The sequence below is a fragment of the Serratia sp. CY40230 genome (genome assembly GCF_052168835.1).
Lineage (GTDB): Bacteria > Pseudomonadota > Gammaproteobacteria > Enterobacterales > Enterobacteriaceae > Serratia > Serratia nematodiphila.
On record NZ_JBJNLX010000001.1, the window covers coordinates 804070 to 828401 of the forward strand.

General features: G+C 64.6%; 23 protein-coding genes. 4 read left to right on the plus strand and 19 right to left on the minus strand.

The window, feature by feature from the left end; translation table 11 throughout:
• Positions 1-77 precede the first annotated feature (77 nt).
• On the plus strand, positions 78-1991 hold the full coding sequence (locus ACJ8IJ_RS03815; RefSeq protein ID WP_286093432.1) for a sigma-54-dependent Fis family transcriptional regulator: 1914 nt from the start codon (positions 78-80) through the stop codon (positions 1989-1991).
• Positions 1992-2075: 84 nt separating this feature from the next.
• Here the strand turns inward: ACJ8IJ_RS03815 and ACJ8IJ_RS03820 are convergent, their stop codons facing one another.
• From ACJ8IJ_RS03820 to ACJ8IJ_RS03845, 6 genes are read right to left on the minus strand one after another with little or no spacing between them, the layout of a single operon-like run.
• On the minus strand, positions 2076-3188 hold the full coding sequence (locus tag ACJ8IJ_RS03820; RefSeq protein ID WP_442518273.1) for an alkylhydroperoxidase domain protein: 1113 nt from the start codon (positions 3186-3188) through the stop codon (positions 2076-2078).
• Positions 3185-4228: a putative FMN-dependent luciferase-like monooxygenase gene (locus ACJ8IJ_RS03825; protein ID WP_015378423.1), complete on the minus strand. Its 1044-nt coding sequence runs from the start codon at positions 4226-4228 to the stop codon at positions 3185-3187. The genes ACJ8IJ_RS03820 and ACJ8IJ_RS03825 overlap by 4 nt, the downstream gene beginning before the upstream one ends.
• Positions 4225-5883 carry a dipeptide ABC transporter ATP-binding protein gene (locus ACJ8IJ_RS03830; RefSeq protein ID WP_442518274.1) on the minus strand — a complete coding sequence of 553 codons (1659 nt, stop codon included), beginning with the start codon at positions 5881-5883 and terminating at the stop codon, positions 4225-4227. Before ACJ8IJ_RS03830 ends, ACJ8IJ_RS03825 begins: the two co-directional genes overlap by 4 nt.
• Positions 5880-6770: an ABC transporter permease gene (locus ACJ8IJ_RS03835; RefSeq protein ID WP_015378425.1), complete on the minus strand. Its 891-nt coding sequence runs from the start codon at positions 6768-6770 to the stop codon at positions 5880-5882. The genes ACJ8IJ_RS03830 and ACJ8IJ_RS03835 overlap by 4 nt, the downstream gene beginning before the upstream one ends.
• Positions 6767-7711: an ABC transporter permease gene (locus tag ACJ8IJ_RS03840; RefSeq protein ID WP_004940833.1), complete on the minus strand. Its 945-nt coding sequence runs from the start codon at positions 7709-7711 to the stop codon at positions 6767-6769. Before ACJ8IJ_RS03840 ends, ACJ8IJ_RS03835 begins: the two co-directional genes overlap by 4 nt.
• Before the next feature lie 9 nt (positions 7712-7720).
• Entirely contained in the window at positions 7721-9346 is a 1626-nt protein-coding gene (locus tag ACJ8IJ_RS03845) for a TIGR04028 family ABC transporter substrate-binding protein (RefSeq protein ID WP_049186176.1), read from the minus strand.
• A 175-nt stretch (positions 9347-9521) separates the two neighbouring features.
• On the opposite strand from ACJ8IJ_RS03845, the gene ACJ8IJ_RS03850 reads away from it, so the two are divergent.
• A complete protein-coding gene (locus ACJ8IJ_RS03850) occupies positions 9522-9764 on the plus strand; it encodes a hypothetical protein (protein ID WP_004940831.1) in 243 nt (80 codons plus the stop codon).
• Positions 9765-9777: 13 nt separating this feature from the next.
• Here the strand turns inward: ACJ8IJ_RS03850 and ACJ8IJ_RS03855 are convergent, their stop codons facing one another.
• The gene (locus ACJ8IJ_RS03855; protein ID WP_049186193.1) at positions 9778-10407 is read right to left on the minus strand and encodes an alanyl-tRNA synthetase; all 630 of its coding nucleotides are present in this window, start codon (positions 10405-10407) and stop codon (positions 9778-9780) included.
• Positions 10408-10493: 86 nt separating this feature from the next.
• On the opposite strand from ACJ8IJ_RS03855, the gene ACJ8IJ_RS03860 reads away from it, so the two are divergent.
• Positions 10494-11429 (plus strand): LysR family transcriptional regulator, encoded by a 936-nt coding sequence (locus ACJ8IJ_RS03860; protein WP_250602222.1) that lies wholly within the window; start codon positions 10494-10496, stop codon positions 11427-11429.
• Here the strand turns inward: ACJ8IJ_RS03860 and alkB are convergent.
• Complete coding sequence (alkB, locus tag ACJ8IJ_RS03865; protein ID WP_325961683.1) at positions 11412-12059, minus strand: DNA oxidative demethylase AlkB; 648 nt, start codon at positions 12057-12059, stop codon at positions 11412-11414. The two genes, ACJ8IJ_RS03860 and alkB, sit on opposite strands and share 18 nt — an antisense overlap.
• Positions 12060-12198: 139 nt before the next feature.
• Between alkB and rarD the strand changes: the two genes are divergently transcribed.
• Positions 12199-13077 carry an EamA family transporter RarD gene (gene rarD / locus ACJ8IJ_RS03870; protein WP_004940827.1) on the plus strand — a complete coding sequence of 293 codons (879 nt, stop codon included), beginning with the start codon at positions 12199-12201 and terminating at the stop codon, positions 13075-13077.
• 1 nt (position 13078) lies between these two features.
• On the opposite strand, the gene dhbA is transcribed toward rarD, so the two are convergent.
• The 11 genes from dhbA to citC all read right to left on the minus strand — a co-directional run bounded on the left by dhbA (position 13079) and on the right by citC (position 24241).
• Complete coding sequence (gene dhbA, locus ACJ8IJ_RS03875; protein WP_004940826.1) at positions 13079-13837, minus strand: 2,3-dihydro-2,3-dihydroxybenzoate dehydrogenase; 759 nt, start codon at positions 13835-13837, stop codon at positions 13079-13081.
• Positions 13838-13937: 100 nt separating this feature from the next.
• Complete coding sequence (locus ACJ8IJ_RS03880; RefSeq protein WP_261281013.1) at positions 13938-15128, minus strand: isochorismate synthase; 1191 nt, start codon at positions 15126-15128, stop codon at positions 13938-13940.
• Positions 15129-15317: 189 nt separating this feature from the next.
• Positions 15318-16010: a 4'-phosphopantetheinyl transferase family protein gene (locus ACJ8IJ_RS03885; RefSeq protein ID WP_021505851.1), complete on the minus strand. Its 693-nt coding sequence runs from the start codon at positions 16008-16010 to the stop codon at positions 15318-15320.
• A gap of 161 nt (positions 16011-16171) precedes the next feature.
• Positions 16172-17401 carry a bifunctional glucose-1-phosphatase/inositol phosphatase gene (agp, locus tag ACJ8IJ_RS03890; RefSeq protein ID WP_280631426.1) on the minus strand — a complete coding sequence of 410 codons (1230 nt, stop codon included), beginning with the start codon at positions 17399-17401 and terminating at the stop codon, positions 16172-16174.
• Positions 17402-17547: 146 nt separating this feature from the next.
• Positions 17548-19011: an anion permease gene (locus tag ACJ8IJ_RS03895; protein ID WP_015378437.1), complete on the minus strand. Its 1464-nt coding sequence runs from the start codon at positions 19009-19011 to the stop codon at positions 17548-17550.
• A gap of 25 nt (positions 19012-19036) precedes the next feature.
• Positions 19037-19921 (minus strand): triphosphoribosyl-dephospho-CoA synthase CitG, encoded by an 885-nt coding sequence (gene citG / locus ACJ8IJ_RS03900; protein WP_004940819.1) that lies wholly within the window; start codon positions 19919-19921, stop codon positions 19037-19039.
• Positions 19902-20450 carry a citrate lyase holo-[acyl-carrier protein] synthase gene (gene citX, locus ACJ8IJ_RS03905; RefSeq protein ID WP_004940818.1) on the minus strand — a complete coding sequence of 183 codons (549 nt, stop codon included), beginning with the start codon at positions 20448-20450 and terminating at the stop codon, positions 19902-19904. The genes citG and citX overlap by 20 nt, the downstream gene beginning before the upstream one ends.
• Positions 20451-20453: 3 nt before the next feature.
• Positions 20454-21959 (minus strand): citrate lyase subunit alpha, encoded by a 1506-nt coding sequence (gene citF, locus ACJ8IJ_RS03910; RefSeq protein WP_442518396.1) that lies wholly within the window; start codon positions 21957-21959, stop codon positions 20454-20456.
• Positions 21959-22879, minus strand: a complete 921-nt coding sequence (citE, locus tag ACJ8IJ_RS03915) for a citrate (pro-3S)-lyase subunit beta (protein ID WP_044030873.1) — start codon at positions 22877-22879, stop codon at positions 21959-21961. The genes citF and citE overlap by 1 nt, the downstream gene beginning before the upstream one ends.
• Complete coding sequence (citD, locus tag ACJ8IJ_RS03920; protein ID WP_004940811.1) at positions 22863-23171, minus strand: citrate lyase acyl carrier protein; 309 nt, start codon at positions 23169-23171, stop codon at positions 22863-22865. The genes citE and citD overlap by 17 nt, the downstream gene beginning before the upstream one ends.
• On the minus strand, positions 23171-24241 hold the full coding sequence (citC, locus tag ACJ8IJ_RS03925; protein WP_280631425.1) for a [citrate (pro-3S)-lyase] ligase: 1071 nt from the start codon (positions 24239-24241) through the stop codon (positions 23171-23173). The genes citD and citC overlap by 1 nt, the downstream gene beginning before the upstream one ends.
• Positions 24242-24332 lie beyond the last annotated feature (91 nt).

Consider the following 24332-nt stretch of genomic DNA (forward strand, 5'->3'; position numbering starts at 1 on the left):
CGCCTTTTATCCTCTCGCGGCGGCTCATTGGCTGGGATAAGATTTTTTTCCCCATCGTCGTCAGACAGGAGACGCCCATGTACGATCCCCAACCGTTCGCTGCCGACAAACCGGTGCTGATCGATCCGGCGTCGCTCGCTCTGCAAAGCGTGCTCGATCGGCTGGCTCCCACCGACGCCACCGTGCTGATCGTCGGTGAAACCGGCACCGGCAAAGAAGTGGTGGCGCGCTATCTGCACCACCACAGCGCGCGCCGCCATCAACCTTTCCTGGCGGTCAACTGCGGCGCGCTGACGGAAAGCCTGGCGGAAGCCGAACTGTTCGGCCATGAGAAAGGCGCCTTCACCGGCGCCGTCGGCACTCATCAGGGCTGGTTCGAAGCGGCGGAAGGCGGCACCCTGCTGCTGGACGAGATCGGCGAGCTGAACCTGTCGCTGCAGGTCAAGCTGCTGCGCGTGCTGCAGGAGCGGGAGATCACCCGCGTCGGTTCGCGCAAACCGCTGAAGATCGATGTGCGGGTCATCGCCGCCACCCACGTCGATCTGGCCGGCGCGATTCGCCAACGGCGGTTCCGTGAAGATCTCTATTACCGCCTGAACGTGGCGGCGGTGACTTTACCGCCCTTGCGCCAGCGGCCGGACGATATTCCGGTGCTGGCCAGACATTTTCTTGCGCTGTACGCCCGCCGTCTGGAACGGCCACTGCCGCGGTTGACGGCAGAAGCGCAGCAGACGCTGCTGGACTACCCTTGGCCCGGCAACGTGCGCGAGCTGGAGAACACGCTGCATAATGCGGTCTTGCTGAGCCAGGAGGGGGCGATCGCCCCGCAGCAACTGCAGCTCACCCATCGCCTGACGGATAACGACAGCGGCGGCGATGACGCCATCGATCGCTTTGTGCAGCAGCAGTTGCAAGGCGACAGCGCGCAGCTTTACCAACGGGTGCTGGATGCGCTGGTGCGCAACGCCTTCGAACGCAGCGGCGGCAACCAGCTGCAAGCGGCGTCGTTGCTCGGCGTCAGCCGCAATACCCTGCGCACCCATTTGGCGCATCTTGGTCTGATCAAACCGCGCCGCCGCAGCGCCGGCGCCCCCTCACATTCACCGGCCATCAGCGCAGCGCCGCTGCCCGAACGCGAACTGCGCATCGGCTATCAAAAGTTCGGCAACCTCGGGGTGCTCAAGGCGCGGCAAAGCCTGGAACAGCTCTTCGCCACACAGCGCATCAGCGTGCTGTGGAGCGAGTTTCCCGCCGGGCCGCAGCTGCTGCACGCGCTCGACGGCGATGAGATAGACTTCGGCACCACCGGCGAAGTGCCGCCGATCTTCGCCCAGGCACAGGGCAATGCGCTGGTGTACGTCGGTTTTGAGCCGCCGGCGCCGCAGAGCGTGGCGATGGTGGTGTCGCAAGACAGCCCGATACGCAGCGCCGCCGATCTGCGCGGCAAACGCATCGCGCTCAACAAAGGCTCCAACGTGCACTATTTATTGCTGCAGATGCTGGACGAACAGGGATTGACGTTGAACGACGTGCGTATCGTCTACGCGCCGCCGAAGTATCCGCTGTCGGCGACCGACCTGCAGGCGGTGGACGCCTGGATGATGTGGGATCCGCTGCTCAGCGACGCGCAACGCAACGGGGAACTGCGCGTGATCGCCGACGGCACCCAGCGGGTGCTCAATCAGCAATTCTACCTGGCGCGCCGCGACTTCGCCGAGCGTTCGGGCGATCTATTGCGGCCATTGATGCAGGCGCTGCAGCACACCGGCCGCTACATCAGCGCGCAGCCGAGAGAAGCCGCTCGTCACCTTTCCAACGAACTGGGGCTGGCGAGCGCCTCGCTGGAACTCGCGCTGTCGCGCCGCAGCCACGAGATCCGTGCCATGGATTTGCAGGTGATCCGCCAGCAGCAAAGCATCGCCGACCGCTTCTACGCCCTCGGGCTGCTGCCCAGAGCGATCGCCGTACGCGAGGCGGTCTGGCCGCTGTGATCCCCTGCCGAAGGCGCCGACGCCAGATGTCCGGTGGATCCCGGGCGGCAGCCGACAATGCCGCCGCCTGAAAGAGGGCAGAGATCAGATATAAGGTTCGCCCAGCGTCAACATCAACCGGTTGGCCCAGGCGAAAAACGCCGTCGCCTGCACCAAATCCAACAGCGCCAGCTCATCCAGGCCCTGAGCGCGCAACGCCGCCAGTTGCCCGGCGTCGGCCTGCGGCGGCGTGGCGGATAGCGCGGCGGCAAAGGTTATCTGCGCTTGCCAGGCGTCATCCTGCCCCTGGCTTAACGCGCCGCCCGGCGCCACCGCCAGCAACCGATCTATCTCGGCTTCGCGCTTCGACAGCTGCGCCGCCTTGCGCGCATGCACCGAGGCGCAGTAGATGCAGCCGTTCACCTTGCTGGCGACCGTCGCCGCCAACTCGCGATCCTGCCGCGACAGCCCGCCGGAGGTATAAAAAATCGCCCGGTCCGCCAGCGTGCGTTGTTCCAGCACCGGATGGTTGCGCGCCAACAGGCGGAAGTAATCGGAATCGGCGTGGCCAAACCGCTCTAGCAACGCCCGGCCGGAGTCATCGAATTCCGCCAACGGCTTGGCGGCGATCCACGGCTCCCACCCCAGTTCTTGCCGGGTAAACGCCGGCGGCGCGTGACGGCCGCCTCGCGTCGCGCTCTCCGTTCGCCAGCGGCCGGCCGTTACCGGCTGATGCGCCGCAGCGTCGTCCGTCTTGCCGCCCAACAACCGGTAGCCACGCAGCAAGCGGCTTTGGAAACTGACAAAGGCGATTAACTGCGACAATGTGACGATGGCGTCCAGCGACCAGCCGGCCTGCCGCAGCGCCTGCAAGTGCTGGGCGTTGGCGTTGGCCGGTTGAAACGCCAAACGTTCTGCATGCGCCAACGCCGCCGGCAGCCGCTCGTCTTCCGGCGCTTCGTCCTGACGTTCCAGCAGAGCAACGTAATGCGCGGCCAAGCGCGGCTCGCCATGCCATTCACTGATGCGCTGAGCCAACCGCAGCCGCTGCGCCAGCGGGAAATCGCCGGCGTCCGCAGGCGCAAACAGCGCCAGATAGCTGGACTGAACGGCATCGGTCGCCGCCTGCCGGGTGGCTCTGGCCTGCGCCAGCGTGGAATCCGGCGCAATCTCGGCCAGTTCGGCCAGCAGATCGACCTGGTGCGGTAATGTCGTCATAGCTTTTCCTCAACGTGATATTCATAAGCAACGGCGGGCGTGCCGCGCCGCCAGCCCAGTTCAGGGGCCACGTGGCGGGCGATAAGATCGATAGAACGCAGAATATGGGCGTGCGGCGGGTCGATGGAGTGCACCTGAAACGCCAGATCGGTGACGCGCGCCAGCGCGCTGTCCCGTTGCAGCGAGGCTATCACCTGATCTGGCGTGCCCAAGTGCACGTCGAAAGCGCGGATCAGGCCGTCGAGCGACGTATCGGCCAACCGGTGGCCGCTGGCGCGCATCCGCTCCAGCCCACGGCTCAACCCGGCCGTGGCGAAGTCGCGTGCCTGCTGGCCGTTCTCGCTGACAAACGCAGTGCGCGACCCCATGATGCGCGGCGCCACCCCTGGCGGCAGCGCCGCCAGATAAGCGTCAATGATCGGATTCTGCAGTTCGTCCAGCGGCAGGTCAGGCGCGTCCGCCGGGCGCGGCTGCGTGCGCGACAGCATCAGGCCGTCACCGGCGCGGCCGGCCCGTTCGCCCCCTTCCACCGAGAACGTGGCCTGCCAGACGCGCTGCGCCAGCTGCGGCGCCGCCGGGTACAGCCGGTTGTCTTCGCCGCCCAACGCCTCTCCGCGCCAGGCGCTCAGCAACGTGCGCAAATTCTCGGCGAATGCCGTGTTGCGCTGCCCGGCGTCGAGACCGAAAGCGGCGAAAGAAGACGGCGTGCCGCCGCCGGCCACGCCCACCTCCAGTCTGCCGTCGGACAACAGATCCAGTACCGCAGTGTCTTCCGCCACCCGCAGCGCCGACTCCATCGGCAACGTGATCACCCCGGTGCCCAGCCGGATACGGCGGGTGCGTGCCGCCGCCTGCGCCAAAAACACCAGCGGTGATGGCAGACCGCCCTCATCGGCATGAAAGTGGTGCTGCGCCACCCAGGCGGTGTCGAACCCGGCTCGTTCGGCGTGCACGATCTGTTCGGTCGCCAGCCGGTAGCGCTCCTGCGCGCTGCCCTGATCCAGCAATCGGGTGAAGAAACCGAGTCTTTTTCCGCTCATATCGCCTCCTCGAATTTTGGCTGTCCGGCATGCGATGCGCGGCCGGGAATGGCGGCGATCAATTGGCGGGTGTAATCGCTCCCCGGCATGGCGAACAACTCGGCGGTGGCACCGTCGTCTACCCGTTCACCGCGGTGCAATACCGAAACACTGTGCGAAATCCGCCGCACCGTCGCCAGATCGTGAGAAATAAACAGGTAGGTCAGGTCCCGTTCCTGCTGCAACTCTTGCAACAAATGCAGGATCTGCGCCTGCACCGTGACGTCGAGCGCCGACGTGGCCTCATCCAATACCAATATTCGCGGTTGCAGCACCAGCGCGCGGGCAATCGCCACCCGCTGACGCTGGCCGCCGGACAGTTCGTGCGGCCTGCGGTTCAGCAAATCGGGCGGCAGCGCGACCCGTTCGAACAGCTCACGCACCCGCCGATCGCGCTCCGGTTTGCCGATCGGCGCGAAATTCAGCAGCGGTTCTTCAATCACCCGATAAAGAGTCTGTTTGGGATCGAGCGAGCCGAACGGATTCTGATAAACCAGCTGAATGCGCTGCCGAAACTGACGCAGCGCTTCGCCCCTGAGACCGATAACATTGACGCCGTCGATCAGGATCTGCCCGGCATCCGGCCGCTCGAAGCCCAGCAGGCAACGCGCCAGCGTGCTTTTGCCCGACCCGGACTCTCCCACCAACGCATGGGTGGTGCCGCGCGGCACGCTGAATGACACGCGATCCAACGCGCGGAATCCCTGGCCGCCGGACAGCCGAAAATCCTTAACCAGCGCCTGAACCACGATCGCCGGCGGCTGCCCGCTGCGTTTCTGCGGCGGCGCAACGGCGCCGCTCAATGAAGGCGCATCGGCAAACAGTTTACGGGTGTATGCGCTGGCAGGCGCGCGCAGCACCTCGGCGGTAGCCCCCTGTTCCTGCACCCGGCCGTGGCGGAACACCAGCAGCCGATCGGCGCGTTCCGCCGCCACGCCCAAATCGTGCGTCACCAGCAGCACTGCAGTGCCGAATTCGCGCCGCAGCTCGTCGATCAGATCGAGAATGCGTTTTTGCACCGTCACGTCCAGCGCGCTGCTCGGTTCGTCGGCAATGATCAACGCCGGCTGCAGCGCAATGGCGATGGCGATCAATACCCGCTGCTTCATGCCGCCGGAAAGTTGATGCGGAAACTGGCGCGCCCGCAGTTCCGGGTGCGTCAGCCCGACGCGGGTCAACAGTTCCGTCACCCGCTGTTGTACCTGCCCGCGCGGCAACCGGCGGTGAATATTGACGATCTCCGCCACCTGCTCGCCGATGGTTTTTACCGGGTTGAGCGAGCTGGCGGGATCTTGCGGGATCAGGCTGATTTGCGCCCCTCTCACCGCATCCAGCCGCCGCGATGACCAGCCGGCGATATCGGTGCCGTGCAGCCGGATGGCGCCCTGTTCAAGGTGGCCGTTGTCGGCCAGCAAGCCGATGATCGCCTGCGCCGTGGTGGTTTTGCCGGAACCGGATTCGCCAACCAGCGCCACCACCTCCCCCGGCTCAATCGTGAACGACACCTCATGCACCACCCTTCGCCTGCCTTCGTTGCCCTGATAGGCGATGGAAACCTTGTCCAGCGCCAGTACCGGCGGCCGCGCCGCCCGTTGCCATGCCGCTTGCATGCTCATCGCGCTTTTCCTCCCAGCGAACGGCTGATGCGGTTAGCCGCCAACACCACCGCCACCACCACCATGCCCGGGAAGGTGGTCAGCCACCAGGCGGTGGAAATGTAGTTGCGCCCTTCGGCGATCAGCAGCCCCCATTCCGGGGTTGGCGGCGGAGTGCCGTAACCGAGGAAGCTCAGGGTGGCGATCGCCAGGATCGCACTGCCGAACTGCAGCGCCGAGAAGGCGATCACCGAAGTCAGCGAGTTCGGCAGGATATGCCGCCACAGCACCGCCCAAAAGCTGCCGCCGCTGCCGTAAGCCGCTTCAACGTAATCGCTGTGCCGCACTCGCACCACTTCCGCCCGTGCCAGACGGGCAAAGTTGGCAACCGAAGTGACGCCCACGGCGATGGCGGCGTTGACCGTACCGAAACCAAGCAGGATGATAATGCTCAGCGACAGCAGCAGGCCGGGGATCGACAGCAGCACATCGACGACGCGCATCACCGCGTCGTCCGCCACGCCGCCCAACGCGCCGGCGATCAGGCCGAGCGCGGTGCCGAACACCAACCCCAGCGCCACCGCCACTACCGCGCCGGCCAGGGTTTGCGACGCGCCGTACACCATGCGCGCATACAGGTCGCGTCCCAGTTGATCGGTGCCAAGCCAATGAGCACCGCCGGGCGCCAGTCGCTGCGCGCCGGCAATGCCTTCGGTGCCGCTGTAGGCGGTAAACAGCTGCGGCGCCAACGCCCACAGCACCACCAGCGCAATGACCGCCCAGGCCAGCAAAAGCGTCAGAGGGACACGGCGGCGGCTCGAACGACTGGCGGGCAGCGCGCCTTCACTTTCAGCGCCGGACAGATCGCGCTCCGGAACCGTGGCTTTTTCAAAGGAGATACTGCTCATAGGGATGCTCCTGCCTGGGTTTTCAGCCGCGGATCCAGCAGCGGGAACAGCAGATCCACCAGCAAGTTGATGATGACGAAAGCGGCGGCCGAGATCAGCACTATCGCCTGCAGCACCGCCACGTCCTGATTGACCACCGCTTGCTGGGTCAATTGCCCCAGGCCGCTGCGGCCAAACACGGTTTCGGTGATCAGCGCCCCGGCGATCAGTTCGCCGAACAGCATGCCGGCGATGGTCAGCGCCGGCAGCATGGCGTTACGCGCCACATGCCGCCACAGCACCCCGCTGCGGCTGGCGCCCTTGGCCCGCGCCACCGCGACGAACGGCTGGGTTTGCACCGCATCGATGCTGCGGATCAGAATTTGCGCCAGCGGCGCGGAGATCGGCAGCGCCAGCGTCGCGATCGGCAAAATCACCCCCTGCCACTCGCCGGGGTTAATGATCGGGATCAGCTTCAGGCGGAACGAAAAGAGCTGAATCAGCACAATGCCCAGCCAGAAGGTGGGCACTGAAACGAACAGCGACGGCAGCATCTGCAGCGCCGAACGCAGCCAGCCGAAGCCGGTCAGGTTGGAAACAAAAGCGATAATCAGCGCCAGCAGCAACGCCACCGCAAAGCCCAGCACCGCCAACTGCAGCGTGGCGGGCAGATTAGCCGCCAGCAGCGCGGTAACCGGCACCCCGGCCTGCATTGAGAAGCCCAGATCGCCATGCAGCACGCTGCCCAGGGTATGCAGATACTGCCGCCACAGGGGGACATCCGCGCCATAGGCCGCGCGCATGTCGGCGATCTGCGCCGGACTCAGCCCCATGTCCGGGTTCTGGAATTTGATCAGGATCGCATCGCCCGGCAGCACCTGCAGCAGGATGAACGACAGGGTAAAGGCCGCCCACAGCACCAATGCCGCCTGCCCGATGCGCCCCGCCAGATATCGCTTCATTGCGCCCCCTTAATGTTTCTCTAACCAGGCGCCGTAGAAGCTCGGGCGACCGACCGCTTCGAAACTCACCCCCTTCAAATAAGGCGCACCAGCGAACACCTGCGGCTCCTCAAAAAACGGGATCACGTAGGCTTGGTCAATCAGGTAGTTTTGCGCCTCGCCGGCGATCTGCAGGCGTTGTTGCGCATCAACCTCGGAGGCAATGCCGAGCAGCAGGGCATTCAGCTTGTCATCGCTAAAGTTGCTGTTGCTGCTGGTGCCGCCCTTCTGCAGCAGCCCGTCGCGGTTGGTTGGGTAAAACTGACTTTTAATCACGTCCGGATCGGCGCGCCCCACCTCCACCACCGTCGCCGGGGTTTTCTGTGGGTCGAGATTATCCGCCACCCGGCTGCCGGCGTCGCCCGCCAGAATGTTCAGCCGCGCGCCGACTTTCCCCCACTGCTGAGAAACCAGCTGCAACACCGCCTTGTTCTGCGGCTGCGGCAACGATTCATACACCGTCAGCACCAGCTTCTTGCCGTCCTTTTCCCGCAGCCCGTCGCCGCCCTTTTTCCAACCCGCTTCATCCAACAGCCGGTTGGCCTGCTGCGGGTCAAATTTCAGCTTGTCGGACAGATCGACAAAGCCGGCGGCCGAGGAGGCGATCACCGATTTGGCCTGCGGGTAGTTGGTGGAGAACAGCGTATCGACGATCTGCTTGCTGTCGGTGGCATGCAGCAGCGCTTGACGCACGCGCAGATCGGCCACCAGCGGGTTATCCGGCCGGAAAGCGACGCTGTCGTTGACGCCGCGCGTCGGTGCGGCATAAATGATAAAGCCCTGATCCTGCGTTTGCTTCTCGTCATAGGCCTGGATCTGGCGGATAAAATCCGCCTGCCCGGCCTGCAGCGCACCGATGCGCACGCTGTCCTCGCCGGTGACGATCACCTTGATGCCGTCCAGATTGGCTCGCCCTTGTTGGGGCGATTTGGCCGGTCCCCAGTCATAATCCTTACGGACGCTAAGCTCGACCTCACGCCCCAGCGTTTCGCCGCTGACCACGAACGGACCGGAACCGATGATATGGCGCGCATCGCCCAGTTCGTCGTAGCTGCGGTTCAGCGTGCTGAGCGATACCAACCCGGAGCCGATAGTGGCGGTGCCCTGCAGGAAACCCGGCGACGATCGCGTGAAATGGAATTTAACCGTCAGCGGATCCACCACTTCACTGCGCTGGTAGTTATTGATCACCTCGGAAACCGGCAGGCGTTTCTCCTTGTTGCCCAGCCCGTAGGTGTCGAAGTTCTTCGCCACTGCGTTGGCGTCCAGTGGCGTGCCGTCGGAGAAAGTCACGCCGGGGCGCAGCTTGAAGGTGTATTCGGTTTTGTCGGCGTTGCTGCTCCAGGACTCGGCGATCCAGGGTTCAATCTCCAGCGTCTTGGGGTTCTGGTAAGTCAGCTTGTCGGTGATCTGATTGAGAATACCGCCGTTGGGGTAAAACCCGCCGGAAGGCGGATAAAGATTGGTGTGCGCCTGTTGTTCGAGGTAGATCAGCGTGCCGCCCTGCACCGCCGCCAACGCCGGGCTCATCGCCGCCGCCCCTCCTAACGCCACCGCTATTCCACCGGTTAATACCTTGAAAGAAAACTTAAACATTAGTGCCGCACCCATATTATTTCTGAAAGTTATGGGTTAGATAACAAACCAAATCGGCGGGGAATTGAACGAACTAATTTCGCTAACCAATGGTGTAAATCGCACAAGACGCGTCGCTTGGCGGCGAATGCAATCTGTTATAAAGTATCAAAACCTCAGCCAAAGGAAGACGACGATGAAAATCCAGCTGTCGCTGTTATTTCTCAGCCTGCTGGCCGGCAAGGCCGCAGCGTTTCAGTCGAAAGTGCCCGAACCGCGCCCGGAGCAGGCGCGGGTGGCGGAACAAAACATCGAAAATCTGTTTTACGGCTTTCACGCCATGGACGCCCAGCCGGTGAGCATCGGCAGCTGCGCGGCGGTGCCGGTGGCGGGATGCCAATGCGCATTCTGTACCCAGCTGCGACAGGCCGGGCGCTGAGCCGCCCCCTTATTCAACCCAGCTCATATTGCACGTTCAATTGCCCTTTCTTCATCTTTAGGCCGGTAATCGCGATCGCGCCCACCTCGCCCAGCGCGGCGACATGAGTGCCGCCACAGCCGTAGGCGGGCAGCTCGCCGAAGCCGACCTGGCGCAGGCCGTCCACCGCCTGCTGGCGGCGCGGCAGATCGGCGGCGATCAAACGCATCAGCTCCGCCTGCAAAAAGTCCGCTTCTATCGTCTGCGCATCCGCTCCCGGCGCGAAAGTGATGCGCCCTTCCCCCGGCCAATGATGCGCCTTGACCGGCCGCCAGCCCCGGGTTTCGCCCAACCAGCCGATCAGATGCCCAGCGGAGTGCCAGCGGGCGTGCAGCCGACGCTGCGCTTCATCGATTTGCATCGTAACCGGCCCGTTCGGCAGCGGCGCGGCGGTAAAGTGCACCACGGTATCCCCCTGCTGCTGCACCCGCAGCACGGTAACGCCGCCTAACGACCCCACATCGGAAGGCTGGCCGCCGCCCTGCGGGTGGAACAGCGTGGCGTCCAGTTCCACGGCGTAAGCGCCCGCCTCGGCCGGCGCACAGCTCAACACCCGCGCCTGGCCCTGTAAATCGTCGCTGTAGTAATAACGTCGCTCGGTCATCATTTTTTCTCCTCGGTTCGGAGAGCCATTATATTCATGCCATAATCGAAGGATAATCCGCCGCCATCACAATGGACTTTTGCGTCATGAGCACAAATCTTTCTTACGCGCTGTTGGCCGAAATGGCCGTTTTCGTTCAGGTGGTAGAGAGCGGCAGCTTTTCCGCCGCCGCCCGCAAACTGGGCGCTTCACCTTCCGCCGTCAGCCGCAGCGTGGCGAAGCTCGAACAGGCGCTGGCGCTGCAGCTGCTGCATCGCACCACCCGCAAACTGCGGCTGAGCGAAAGCGGCGAAGAGGTGTTTGCGCACTGCCGCACCCTGCTGGCGGCGGCCGACGCGGTGATGGCGATCGGCGGGCGCGGCGCCGCGGAGCCCGAAGGACTGGTCAGCGTCAGCGTGCCCAAGGCGGTAGGCCGCTTCGTGCTGCATCCGCACATGCCGGAGTTCCTGCGCCGCTACCCGAAGGTGGACGTGAGGCTGCGGCTGGAAGATCGCTACATGGATTTGATAGACGATCGGGTCGATCTGGCGCTGCGCATTACCGATCGCCCGTCGCCCGGGTTGATCGGCCGCCAGTTGATGAGAATAGACCATCTGCTGTGCGCCACACCGCACTACCTGGCGCAGCACGGCACACCGCAGCATCCGCACGATCTGGCGGCGCACAGCTGCATCTATCTGGGGGAAACGCCGAGCGACGCGCAATGGAAATTCCGCCGCAGCGGCAAAACGGTGACGGTCAACGTGCGCGGCCGCTACGCCGCCAACCACACCGGCGTGCGGCTGGACGCAGTGAAACGCCATATCGGCATCGGCAGCCTGCCGTACTTTACCGCCCGCCAGGCGCTCGACGACGGCGAGATCGTGCAGGTGTTGCCGGAATGGGATTTCCTCAGCAGCTATCACGGCGGCCTGTGGTTGCTCTACGCGCCCAACCAGTATCTGCCGCCCAAACTGCGGGTGTTTATCGACTATCTCGTCGCCTGCCTGGCGCAGGAGCCGCAGCTAAAGCGCCTTGCGTAGCGTGATGTTGATGCGGTGGGCCCCCACCAGCGAGTGGTAGCCTTCCTTGACCGGCAGGATGCCGTGAAAACAGAGCCGAGATGGGCCGCCCCACACCACCACATCGCCGTGCGCCAGCGGAATGCGCCGCGCCCGGTCGCTGCGTTGCAGGCCACCGAACTGAAACACCGCCGGCAGCCCGAGCGACACCGAGACGATCGGCGCGCCGAAGTCGTGTTCGTCTTTATCCTGATGCAGCGACAGCTTGCTGCCCGGATCGTAACGGTTCATCAGGCAGGAATCCGGCACGAAGGGGCCGAAGCCCGCCTGCTGCGCAGCTTCGTCCGCCAGCGCCATCAGGATCGGCGGAATGGCCGGCCAACGTTTGCCGCTGCGCGCGTCGCGTTCCGAATAGCGGTAGCCGCGGCTGTCGCTGGTCCAGCCGTTGCCGCACCAGCTCATCGCCACCGACATCACGTGCCCGCCGGGGGTGGTCAAATGCCGCCACGGCACCTGCGCCACCACGCCCTGCACCGCCGCCAGCAGTGCCGGCCCGTGATCGCGCACGAAGCCGTGCATCACCACCGCGCCGGGGGCGATCTCTTCGCGCCACGGCGGCGGCAGCGCGTCTTCAAAAAGATCGATTGTCATCGCCAAAACCTGTATGAATACACAGTACCCATTGTAACCCGCCGCCGCCGATTGTCCAGCGCCCTGCGGCGCCATTGTCGTTGGCGGCAAATTTCTCTACAGTAGCCGCCATAAAATCAATCACTCACCAGGAATGCGTGTGATTAAGGGCATCACTCTTTCAGTCGTCGCCTCCATCTTGTTCGGCGCGATGTATTACTTCACCTCTACCCTCACCCCGCTGAACGGCGAGCAGGTCTACGGCTGGCGCACGCTGCTGACGCTGCCGTTCCTGACGCTGTTCATGGCGCTGTCCGGCGATTGGCGCAAGGTGGGCGACACGCTGGCCTGGATCGGCCAACGGCCGCCGCGTCTGCTGGGCCTGCTGCTCACCTCGGCGCTGCTGGGGGTGCAGCTGTGGCTGTTCCTGTGGGCGCCGCTGCACGGCAAGGCGCTCGACGTATCGCTCGGCTATTTTCTGCTGCCGCTGACGATGGTGCTGGTGGGCCGTTTGATTTACCGCGATCGGCTGTCGCTGCTGCAAAAACTGGCGGTGGCATGCGCCATGGTCGGGGTGGGCAATGAGCTGTATCAGGCGGGTGGTGTGTCGTGGCCGACGCTGGTGGTGGCGCTGGGTTATCCGCTCTACTTTATTTTGCGGCGGCGTTTCGGCACCGACAATCTCGGCGGGCTGTGGTGCGAGCTGGCGTTGATGCTGCCGGCTGCGGCCTGGTTCGCCTTCGGCGACGGTGGCGCCGCGGCGCTGCAGATCAATGCCGAGCTGTATTGGCGCATTCCGCTGCTCGGCGTCATCAGCGCCGTGGCATTGGTGTGCTATATCCTCGCCAGCCGCCTGCTGCCGTTCAGCCTGTTCGGCCTGCTGAGCTATGTGGAACCGGTGCTGCTGGTGATCGTCGCGCTGCTGCTCGGCGAGAACATCAGCCAAAGCGAATGGCCAACCTATCTGGCGATCTGGCTGGCGGTGCTGCTGCTGGCGGCGGAAGGTGCGCAACACCTGCTGCGCCGCCAGCGGGTCTGACTCAGGCGGCCAGCGTGGCGCCGCCGTCGATCACGATATCCTGCATGGTGATGTGGCTGGCCAAGTCGGAGGCCAGGAACAACACCGCGTTGGCGATCTCGTCCGGGCGGGCGATTTTACCCAGCGGGATCCCCAGTTTGAACAGCTCGGGGAAGCCGGCGATGGTGCGCTGCTGTGCATCGTCGGTCTGCCACATGCCGCGCTGCATCGGCGTGTCGGTCGAGCCCGGCGACACCAGATTGCAGCGCACGCCGTACGGCGCCATCTCCAGCCCCACGCAGTGGTTCAGGCTGGTCAGCGCCGCCTTGGAGGCGCAGTAGGCCGCCATCTGCGCGCGCGGCACGTGCGCGGCGTTGGAGCCGATGCTGACGATCGCCCCGCTGCGCTGCGCCTTGAAGTGCGGCAGCACGGCGCGGAACAGGTAAAACGCCCCCGAGGCGTTGACGTTGATGCACTGGTGCCAGTCATCCACGCTCAGATCTTCAGTATTGCCCATGCGCAGAATGCCGGCGGCATTGACCAACACGTCCAGTCGCGGGTTTTCCGCCAGCTGTTGGCGGCACACCGCCTCCACCTGCTCCGGCCGGCTGATGTCCAGCGTCACGCAAGGGTAAGGCAGATCCGGGTTGGCGAACTCGCGGTCAAACCCCACCACCTCGGCGCCCTGCGTCAAAAAATGCCGGGCGATCTGCTCGCCGATGCCGCGCGCCGCGCCGGTCACCCACACGCGTTTGCCGGTGAAATCCATCTGAATGCTCATGCGCGCACCGCCATCCGGGCGCACAGCCGGGTCATGTTGTTGTTCATCGTTGTCTCCTGCGAAAAGCATATGATGCGGCGCGCTGCGCCGCAAAGTGGCCCTACAGCGCGCCGCTGTTCAGGCCGAAAGCGTTGAGCATGGTGCCCAGTTTGGCGGCGGTTTCCATCCACTCGGACTGCGGCGTCGAGGCGGCGACGATGCCCGCGCCGGCGAACAGCCGCACCCGGTTGCCGCGCAGCAGGCCGCTGCGGATGACGATCGCCCACTCGCCGTCGCCGTTGGCGTCGCACCAGCCGACGATGCCGCTGAACAGGCCGCGATCGTGCGGCTCCAGATCGGCGATCAGCTGGCGGGCGCTCTCGGTCGGGAAGCCGCACAGCGCCGGCGTCGGATGCAGCAGGCAGGCCAGCTGCATCACGTTGAGCGCCGGATTCAGCAACTCGCCGCGAATGCGGGTGGACAGGTGCCACATGGTGCCGGTGCTGAGCAGCGACGGGCCGCTCGGTACGCTCAGGCTGGCGCACAGCGGCGCCAGGCGCCGACGAATGTCGTCGATCACCAGTTTGTGTTCGTATTTGTCTTTGGTCGAGCGCATCAGGCGCTCGCTGCCGTGGCGATCCTGCCGCGCATCGTCCTGACGGCGCGCCGACCCCGCCAGCGGATTGGTGTGGATTTCGCCGCCCTGCTTGCGGATCAGCAGCTCCGGGCTGGCGCCGAGCAGCACGCCGCCATCGGCCAGCGGCAGGGAGAAGTGGTATCCGGTCGGATTTTGCACCATCAGGTTATTGAGGATGTGGTGGCCCGCCACCGGCTGCTCCAGCTCGATGTCGAGGATGCGCGACAGCACCGCCTTGTCCAGCTTGCCTTGTTTGAAGCGGCTGACCGCTTCCGCCACCGCGTGCTTGAAGCGCGGCTCGTCCGGAATGCTGGTGCAGGCGACCAGGCGATGCGGCTGTTGCAGCATCGGGCGCGCGGCGCGGGTAAAGCTGTCGTTGGCGACAAACTGGCAGTTTTCAGGCACGTACAGGCTGGAAGGCCGGCGCGTATCGAACGGAATGGCGCCCACCACCACCGGTGCCGCCTGGCCGGCGGTTTTGGCGCGCGCCAACGCCTGGCGGATATGCTGCGCCAGCGCGCTGTCTTCCTGCTCGCCGCCGAACGCCGGCGTCTCAATGCGCTCGAACACGCCGCTGGCGGAGAGGGAACGGAATTCGGACCGGTACAAAAAGGTCGATTGTTCGGCGTACGCAAACCCGGGGAAGGTTTGGTTTTCTGTCGTCAGTGTCGCCACAAGACCACTCCTTTGTTGCGCCTCACCAATGATAATGTTTATGCGAATAGTTATCATTAGCTGTAAAGGGATGGTAAATTACACCGGTTCCCCACCGTGGGTCAATCTCCGATGAATGAATCTTTCCGCCCGCTGCGTCAAATCCGCGTTACGGCACGGAAAGCAATAACACGTTGTTATTATTGTATTTTAGCAAAAAATAAAGGTCGTGACGTCGTCACCTTCACGCCAAAAATGCCCGCTGAACCGGCGCCCGGCGGGGCAATGCGGCGTCAATGTCTTAAGCAGCTCTAATACGAACGTCTGCCGCTGCACATCCACGGCCGTCATGCGCGCATCAAGAAAATCGAAGTAACAACGCACCTGCGGATACAGCGCCTTAAACAGGCTCTCTTTGGCGGAAAACGTCAGCGTCAGCAGCGCGTTGAACGGCAGCGTTTCGCCCAGCAACGCCTCGCGCTCCGCCGGTGAAACGATCGCGCTCCACAGCTCCTCAGCTCGCTCCACGGACAGCAACGTCTCCACGTCCAGCCCAACGCCGCCCAGCCCGCTCTCGCGGTGCACGGCGCACAGCGCGGTATGCGAATTATGGCTCAACGCCCCGGCAATGCCCGGCGGCCACTGCGGCGCGCGGTCTTCGCCGCGCGCCAGGGTGAAATCGGCGAAACCGAGCGGTGCCAGCAGCTGGCGCGCCAGAACACGCCCGGCCAAATACTCCGCGCGGCGTTTCGGCACCGCGCGCGCCAGATGGTCCGGCAACGTAAAACCTGCCTCGGGATAACTCTCGTCGCGGTAATCCGCCAGCGCAAAATGGCAGCGCGCCACCTGGCCCGGATAACCGTCCGGCGTGAAAAATTCGATATTGCGGATAAAAGTGGGCAACGGCGGTATCCATGATAAGCAGGCAGGCCGATGATGTTAGCCCCCGAAACGGCCTGCAACAATGACCCTGGGCAAAATAAATGGCGTTAAGTCCCGCGCGGCGCCGCGTTAGACGAAGTGGGAAAAGGCCTCTCCCCCGCGGTCGGGAGAGAGGCCGGGCATTACAGGATGCCTTTCATGGTCTTCTCGAAATCGCTCCAGGCGCAGAAACCGTCTTTATCGATCGGGCAGCCTTTCAGCGCCAGCGTCACGCGCTGCGGCGGGGTTTGCAGCGTCAGCGGCGTCGCCTTGCGCAGCTGCTCGGTGGACTGATAGACGTACTCGATCTTCAGCAATTCACGGTCGTTCTGCGCGTCGCGCCAGCGCTGGAACACCAGTTTGCCGCCGATCGGCGTTTTCTCGTACTGCTGCGGCAGCTGATACGGCTGGAACTGCATGGCCGACAGCAACGAGGCGATATTGGAATCGTGGCCGACCAGCACCGTCAGCTTCGGCGCGTCCGGTTTGCGCTCGCCGAGCAGCGCGTTGTTGATGTAGGTCAGCAGCGGCTTGGCGACGTTTTGCGCCACCACCGGCGAGGTGAACAGCGAATCCTGATAGCCGTCTTTCAACTGCGCCAGCTGCTTCCACTGCTGCGGGGTGACGATTTTGCCCCAAGCCACCTCTTTCATCGGGAAACCTTCGTAGTACTGCAGCATAAAGGCGTCCACCAGCGAGTTGCCCACCCGCAGCGGGCCGGAGACGCCCGGCTCTTTGCCCGGCACCGCGCTCATCACGCTGGCTTCTTTGGTCAGGTCGCAGTGTTTGTCGGTCTTGCAGGCGGCGGAATCCTTGTAATCGATGATCTTCGCCAGCTGTTGATAAGAGGCGTCCAGCTTCAGCGATCCCAGCGCGGCGTTCATCGCCGCCAGCGCCTGCTGGTTGAAGGCTTCGCCGGTGTCGGTGATGATCGGGTTGAAGGTCGGATCCATCTCTCCCATCTTGTCCTGATGGTGCACGCTGACGTCGCAGCCCGGGAACGCGCCGTTGCTGAAGAACTGCGCGGTGGCCACCGTGCGCTGCAGGCTGTTGGCGTAGACGTACACGCTGCCGGCGGTCGGGCAGCCCTCTTGCGGCAACAGGCCGGTCTGCTTCAGCCAGGCGTTGAAATAGTGCCCCATATACACTTCCAGCACCCCGCCCTTGGTGGTCAGCTGGCCGCCCGGCGTTTCCCAGGCCGGCCAGGCCTTCGGCGTGGACTGCGCCAGCACGCTGCCGTTGTTGGCCAGCGGCGCGCGCAGGTTATGGCGGCTCATCACCAGCACCTGTTCCAGTTGATAACCGCCGGCGTCCGCCAGCGCGTTCCCGGTGAATAACAAGGGCAGGCACAGCAATAACGTTTTTTTTCTCATCCGCAGAGGCTCCCGGAAAATGATTATTTTTAAGGTGTTAGCGTTTGCCTGAGTATGATGGCGGGGTTAGTGTGACAAGTGTGTGACAGGGTTCACGGGAAAAGATCGTACCAGCGGCCGCCGGGCGGCGGCCGCTGTGCGTCAACTCAGTACCACAGGCTCATGATCGGCCAGCCGATCAGCAGCAGCGCGGCGATGTACACCACGCCGAGAATGCCGCCCAGGCGCCAGTAGTCTTTCGATTTCACGTAGCCGCAGCCGTAGATGATCACCCCCGGCCCGGTGGCGTACGGCGTCAGCACGCCCATGATGCCGATCGACAGCACCAGCAGCATCGACAGCTGCTCCATCGGCACGCCCGGCAACCCTTTGCCGACCGCCAGGATCACCGGCAGCATGGTGGCGGTGTGCGCCGACAGGCTGGCGAACAGGTAGTGGGCGAAGTAGAACACCAGCACCAGCGCCACCACCGTCATGTTCGGCGAGAAGCCGTCCAGATGGGTGCTCATGGTCTGGGCGAACCAGTCGATAAAGCCGGAGCGCGTCAGACCGTTGGCCATCACCACCAGTGTCGCCAGGTTAACAAGCGTATTCCAGGCGCTGGAATATTTGGTGATTTCTTTCCACGACACCACGTGCAGCGCCAGCATCAGCGACACCGCCAACAGGCACACCGCGGTGGCATCCAGCACCTTGCCGCCGAACACCCACAGGCACAGGCTGAGCAGCACCAGGCCGATCAGGGTGTATTCCTTGCGCGTCAGCTTGCCCATTTCCCCCAGCGCGGTATCCGCCCAGGCGGCCACTTCGCTGCTGTGGGTCACGCCCGGCTTGTACAGATAATAGGAGATCAGCGGCGCGATGATCAGCAGCAGCAGGCCGACCGGCAGGAACGCCAGGAACCACTGCATCCAGCTGATGTGCACCCCGGCGATCTTGCCGACGAACTCGATGCCCAGCACGTTCGGCGCGGCGCCGGTGACGAACATCGAGGAGCTGATGCTGGTACCGACCACCATCATCCACATCAGGTAACCACCGATGCGGCGCGAGGAGGGATCGTTAGGGAAGGAATCGAACAGCGGCGGCAGGTTTTTCACCACCGGGAACACGGTGCCGCCGGTGCGCGCGGTGTTGGACGGCGTGAACGGCGCCAGCAGGATATCGATGATCACCACCGCATAGCCCAGCGTCAGCGTGCGCTTGCCCATGAATTTCACCAGGAACAGCGCGATGCGCCGCCCCAGCCCGGTGGCCTCGTAGCCCAGCGCAAAAATAAAGGCGCCGAACACCAGCCAGACGGTGGTGCTGGAGAAGCCCGCCAGCCCCCATTTCAGCGCCTCTTTACCGGCCTTGAAGCCCGGCTCCGCCAGTTCCTGCGCGCCGAACAGCACCCAGTTGGCGCTGAGCACGCTGACGGTCACCGCGATAAAGCTGATGGCGGTGGCCGGGATCGGCTCCAGAATCATGCCGACGATCATCGCCACGAAGATGGCGAAGTAGTGCCACGCCTGCGGCGGCATGCCGTCGGGCACCGGTATCAATAACAGGATCGCGAGCACCGCCAGCGGCGCTATCGCTTTCCAGATCTTTTCCTGGGTTTGGGACATAGGGACTCTCCTGAAGGCTCGGTTATTATTCTTGGGCACCCAGCTGCGCCAGCAGCCAGGTCACTATCAACAGGTCGGCGCTGCCGCCGGGGCTGAGGTTGCGGGCAATGCAGTCGGCATCGAAGCGCCGCAGGCGCGCCAGGCCCGCCTCCCCGGCCGAACCGCCCTGCGCCAGCAGCAACGCCGCCCGGCGCCGTAGCCAGCGCAGTCCGTGCATGCCGCCGCGCGAGGCGACGTTGGTGTCACCGTTGTGGGCCATCAGCCACAGCAGACTGTCCAGCAGCGCCCGCTGTTCGTCGCCGTCGGCGGCCAGCCGTTGCCGATACAGCGGCAGCGCGCCGTCCAGCACCAGCCGAAAACCGGCCTCCGCCTCGCCGCGCGCGCCGCTGAGGCCGTAGGCAGCGAACAGCCGCTGGCCGGCGGTCTGCCCGGCGTTGTTGCGCCGCAGCTCGCGGTCCACCAATCCTCGGCACATCGCCGCCGTTTCGGCGCACAGCGCCGCTGCGCCGATGGCGCGCCCCTGCTGCTGCAGGCGGCCAAAGGCGGCGCACAGCAACCCGAGCGAGAACACGCTACCCTTGTGGGTGTTAATGCCGCCGGTGGCGCGAAACATCTGGTTTTCGCAGGCCAGGCCGAGCGGCCGCAGCCGCGCCAGCTGCTGTTCTGCCGGCAAAGCCGCGTCTTCCCGTCCGCGTTGGATAAAGCGCGGCAGCCACACGCCGATGGCGCGGGCGCTACGGTAAAAATGCCCGAGATCCATATCGCGGTGGGCGCCGGTGTTATGGCGATCCACCAGCCCCGGCTTGGGCGTGAGGTTGACTTCCACCAGCAGCGCGCGAAAGGCGGCGCGGGCGAAGTCGCAGGCCGGTTCGGCACGGCGGGCAGGCAGATTAATCGGCAGAGAGCGCATCGTTGAACATCCTTTCCATTTCATGCAGCAGCTGCTCGCTGCTATGCCGCCGCTGGCGGGCGCAGATCTTGGCCGGTTGGCCACACAGCAGGCAGCGCCGTTCCGGCAGGCCGATATCGCGGCGCGACAAAATGCGCCCCTGCGTATCCAGCACGTCGATGTCCCACAGCCGGCCGATCGGGCGGCTCACCTCCAGCTGCATGGCGCAATCTTTCACCCGCTGGGCGTCGGCGCGCAGCGCCACAAACCCTTCGCAGCCGGTGGAAAGCGCCAGCGCCTCGGCCTGCGGGCTGGGCCAGCCCTGTTCGGCGCACAGCCGCAGCAGCGCCGCCCAGCCGAGGTTGAAGATGCCGCGCGTCAGCGCGCTGTCCTTCACCGGGCCGGGGACGACCAGCGTCAGCACCAGCAGCGTGCACTGGTGCTGCGCCAGCCACGCCTGCTGGCGCGCCTGACGGCATTCGCGGCTGGTGAGCAGCTCCGGCAGGCTGACCGCGCGTTCGGCGGCCAGTTGGGGATCGACGGCGGCCATCGGTTACTCCGCCACCTGATGCACCACATCGATCACCGAACCGTCGCGGTAGCGCACCACCGCCACCACCTTGTCGGTAAAGGCGATCGGCTGCGGTTCACCGGTCAGCTGCAGCGCGCGGGTGCGCAGCCAGTCGATGCTCACCACCTCGAGCCCGGCCTCCCGCAGGCGCTGCGCCAGCTCCGGCCGCGCCGGGTTGACGGCGATGCCGTGGTCGGTCACCAGAATGTCGATGCTGGAGCCCGGCGTGACGCAGGTGGTCACCTGCTCCACCAGCGTCGGAATGCGCCCGCGCACCAGCGGCGCGACGATGATCGCCAGCCGCGCGGCGGCGGCGGTGTCGCAGTGGCCGCCGGACGCGCCGCGCAGCACGCCGTCGGAGCCGGTCAGCACGTTAACGTTGAAGCCGGTGTCGATTTCCAGCGCGCTCAGCACCACCACGTCGAGCCGATCGACCGAGGCGCCCTTGGAGCTGAAATTGGCGTACTGGTTGGCGCTGATCTCGATATGGCGCGGGTTGCGCGCCAGCGAGGTCGCCGCCGCCCGATCGAAGCTCTGCACGTCCAGCAGCTTGCCGATCAGCCCTTTCTCGTGCAGATCCACCATGGTCGAGGTGATGCCGCCAAGGGCGAACGCGGCGCGAATGTCGCGGGCGCGCATCTTGTTCTCCAGGAAACGGGTCACCGCCAGCGAGGCGCCGCCGGTGCCGGTTTGCAGCGAAAACCCTTCGGTGAAGTAGCCTGAACCGGCGATCACCTCGGCGGCGCGGCGGGCGATCAGCAGCTCGCGCGGGTTCGAGGTCATGCGCGTGGCGTCGGCGCCGATCTTGTCGGCGTCGCCCACCCGCTCCAGCTGCACGATCAGATCCACCCGATCCTGCGCCAGGCTGGCGGGATGATGCGGATACGGCACCAGCTGCTCGGTCAGCAGCACCACGGTGCCCGCCGCCTCGGCGTCCACCCGCGCATAGCCGAGCGAGCCGCAGCAGGCTTCACCGCTGTAGCCGTTGGCGTTGCCGAACTCATCGCAGGCCGGCACGCCGAGGAAGGCCACGTCTATCTGCAGCTCGCCGGATTCAATCAGGTTGACCCGGCCGCCGTGCGAGTGAATTTGCACCGGCTCCGCCAGCAGCCCGCGCGAAACGGCGTCCGCCAGCGGGCCGCGCAGCCCGGAAGTGTAAATGCGGCTCACCACGCCGTGGCGGATATGCTCAACCAACGGCGCGTGGCAATCGGTCAGCGAACTGGAGGCCAGCGTCAGGTTGCGGAACCCCATCGCCGCCAGCGTCTCCATCACCTGATTGAGCGTCAAATCACCACCGCGAAACGCATGGTGGAAGGAAATGGTCATGCCGTCCTGCAGCCCGCTGCGGCGCACCGCTTCCTGCAAGGAGTCGCACAGCTTGAGATCGCGCGGTTTGCGCGCCTGCAGGTTGGCTTTGGAAACGTCCTGATAGCCCGGCAGATCCGCCGGGTTGGCGAAGGTCATCAATCGTTGTTGGCGGTTCATCATGCTTCCTCCCCGTGCTGCGCCGGTTCTTCCCGTAAGCCGGACAGCGCGGCGCGCTCCAGCACCAGCCGGGCGCGTTCAATCACCGGGCTGTCGACCATTTTTCCGTTCAGCGACACCACGCCTCGCCCCTCCCGCTCCGCCGCTTCGGCGGCGTCCACCACCCGCTGCGCGTGCGCCACCTCTTTGGCGGTCGGCGCGTACAGGTTGTGCAGCAGCTCAATCTGGCGCGGGTTGATCAGCGATTTGCCGTCGAAGCCGAGCTGTTTGATCAGCGCCGCCTCCTGCAGGAAACCGGCCTCGTTGTTGGCGTCGGAATACACGGTGTCGAACGCCTGAATGCCGGCGGCGCGCGCCGCCTGCAGCAGCGAGCAGCGGGCGAACAGCAGCTCGATGCCTTCCGGCGAGCGTTCGGTGCGCAGGTTGCGTACATAGTCCTCCGCTCCCAGCGCGATGCCGATAAGACGCGGCGAAGCGTGCGCGATCGCCACCGCGTTGGTGATGCCCTGCGCCGATTCGATCGCCGCCAGCAGCCCGGTGCTGCCGACCGGCCGGCCGCAGGCCGCTTCGATGGCGGCAATCTCGCGCTCCATGTCGATAACGTCCTGCGCGCTGTCGGTCTTCGGCAGGCGCACGATATCCGCGCCGCCGCGCACCACCGCCTGCAAATCCGCCAGGCCGTAGGCGGAGTCGAGCGCATTGACGCGTACGATGGTTTCCACCTCCTGGTACAGCGGGTGCTGCAGCGCGTGGTACACCAGCCGGCGCGCCGCGTCTTTTTCACGCAGGATCACCGAGTCTTCCAGATCGAACATCAGCGCATCGGCCTGATAGATAAAGGCGTTGCTGACCATCGCCGCGTTGGCGCCGGGGACGAACAGCATGCTGCGGCGCAGCCGGGTTTTATTCAGCGTTTTCATCTTTCGCCTCCCACGGCAGTTGGCCACCCTCGCAGGCGCGCATCAGCGCGGTTTCCAGCCGGGCGCGCAGCACGCAGTCCAGCGCCCCTTTGTCGTCGACGATCACCTGCACCGGTTCCACCTCATAGCGCTGCAGCACCTCCAGCAGGGTGCGGCGGATCGCCGCGCCGAACTGTTTTTCCACGCTGCTGGCGATCAGCAGATCGTGCTGCGGCCCTTCGGCGGGCGCGATGCGCACCATGACATCGCTGGACTCCAGCGTGCCGGCCATTGCTTCTCGGATAATTTTCATCATTCACCTGATTGTGCGGACTCAAAAGGATGCGGGGCCGCCTTGGCCCGGCGCTGCGTTTGCAGATCCTGCAGGTAGTACAGGGTGTCCGGCGGCACCAGCGGCGCGGCGGCGTGGAAGTCCCCCGCCGCCAGCAGCTTGCGCACCCAGGAGGCGGAGATCGCCGTGCCCTGATATTGCAAACGCTCGATTTCCACCAGCGCGATCGGCGGGCTGGGCAGCGCCGGCGTTTCCAGCCAGTAGCGCATGTCGCGGTTGTATTTCGCGGTCACCGCGCAGAACGGCTCGTTGCCGACGAAGCGGCGCGTAATGCCCAGCGCGGGCGCCAGATACTGGCGGAAGATCTTCAGATCGATTTCGGTGTAACAGTCGTCGGCCACGCCCTGGTCCTTGATGAAGTAACAGGGGAAGGTGGCGCGCGAGATCACGTACTGCGAGCCTTCGTGTACCGTGAGGTTGGGGATGTCGGCGGTGCCGGCCAGCACCAGCCGGCGGCGGTCTTCATAGCTGAAGCGCGAGGTATTTTCCTTCACCAGAAACAGGTGCAGCCAGTCGCAGCGTTTGGCCGCCTGACGCACCAGATACTGATGCCCGCGAGTGAAGGGGTTGGCGTTCATCACGATGCTGCCGATGGTGTCGCCCGGCCGGCGCTGGCTCGCCAGCTGGGCGGCGTAGCGCTTCAGGCGGCACGGGCTGTTTTCCATCAGCACCACGATGCCCGGCACGGTGGCGATCGGGTAGAAACCGCACTGGCGGAACAGCGGCTCGTTCTGCACCTTGGTGTAGATAAACAGCTGGGTGTGGTGGCGCTCGTAGGCCAGGTTCACCAGCTCGGTCGCCAGCGCCAGCGCCAACCCTTCGCCGCGCATCAGCGGGCTGATGGCGACGCATTTGATAATATTGTCGGCGATGCCGCCGCAGGCGACCAATTTGTCGTGCTGGGTAACGGTAATAAATATTTCAACCGTGGTGTCGATATTCAGATCGTTACTGCGCAAAAAGGCGCTTATTTCTGAAATCGCTTTATGATCCGATCGCTTTACCCGATTAAATACGGCATCGCCTAACATAACACGCTCTCTGGGTTAACTGGCAAACAACAAATGAAATACAAAAAGGCATTTTAATTAACATCAGAAATGGCAATTAAAACCTTAAAAA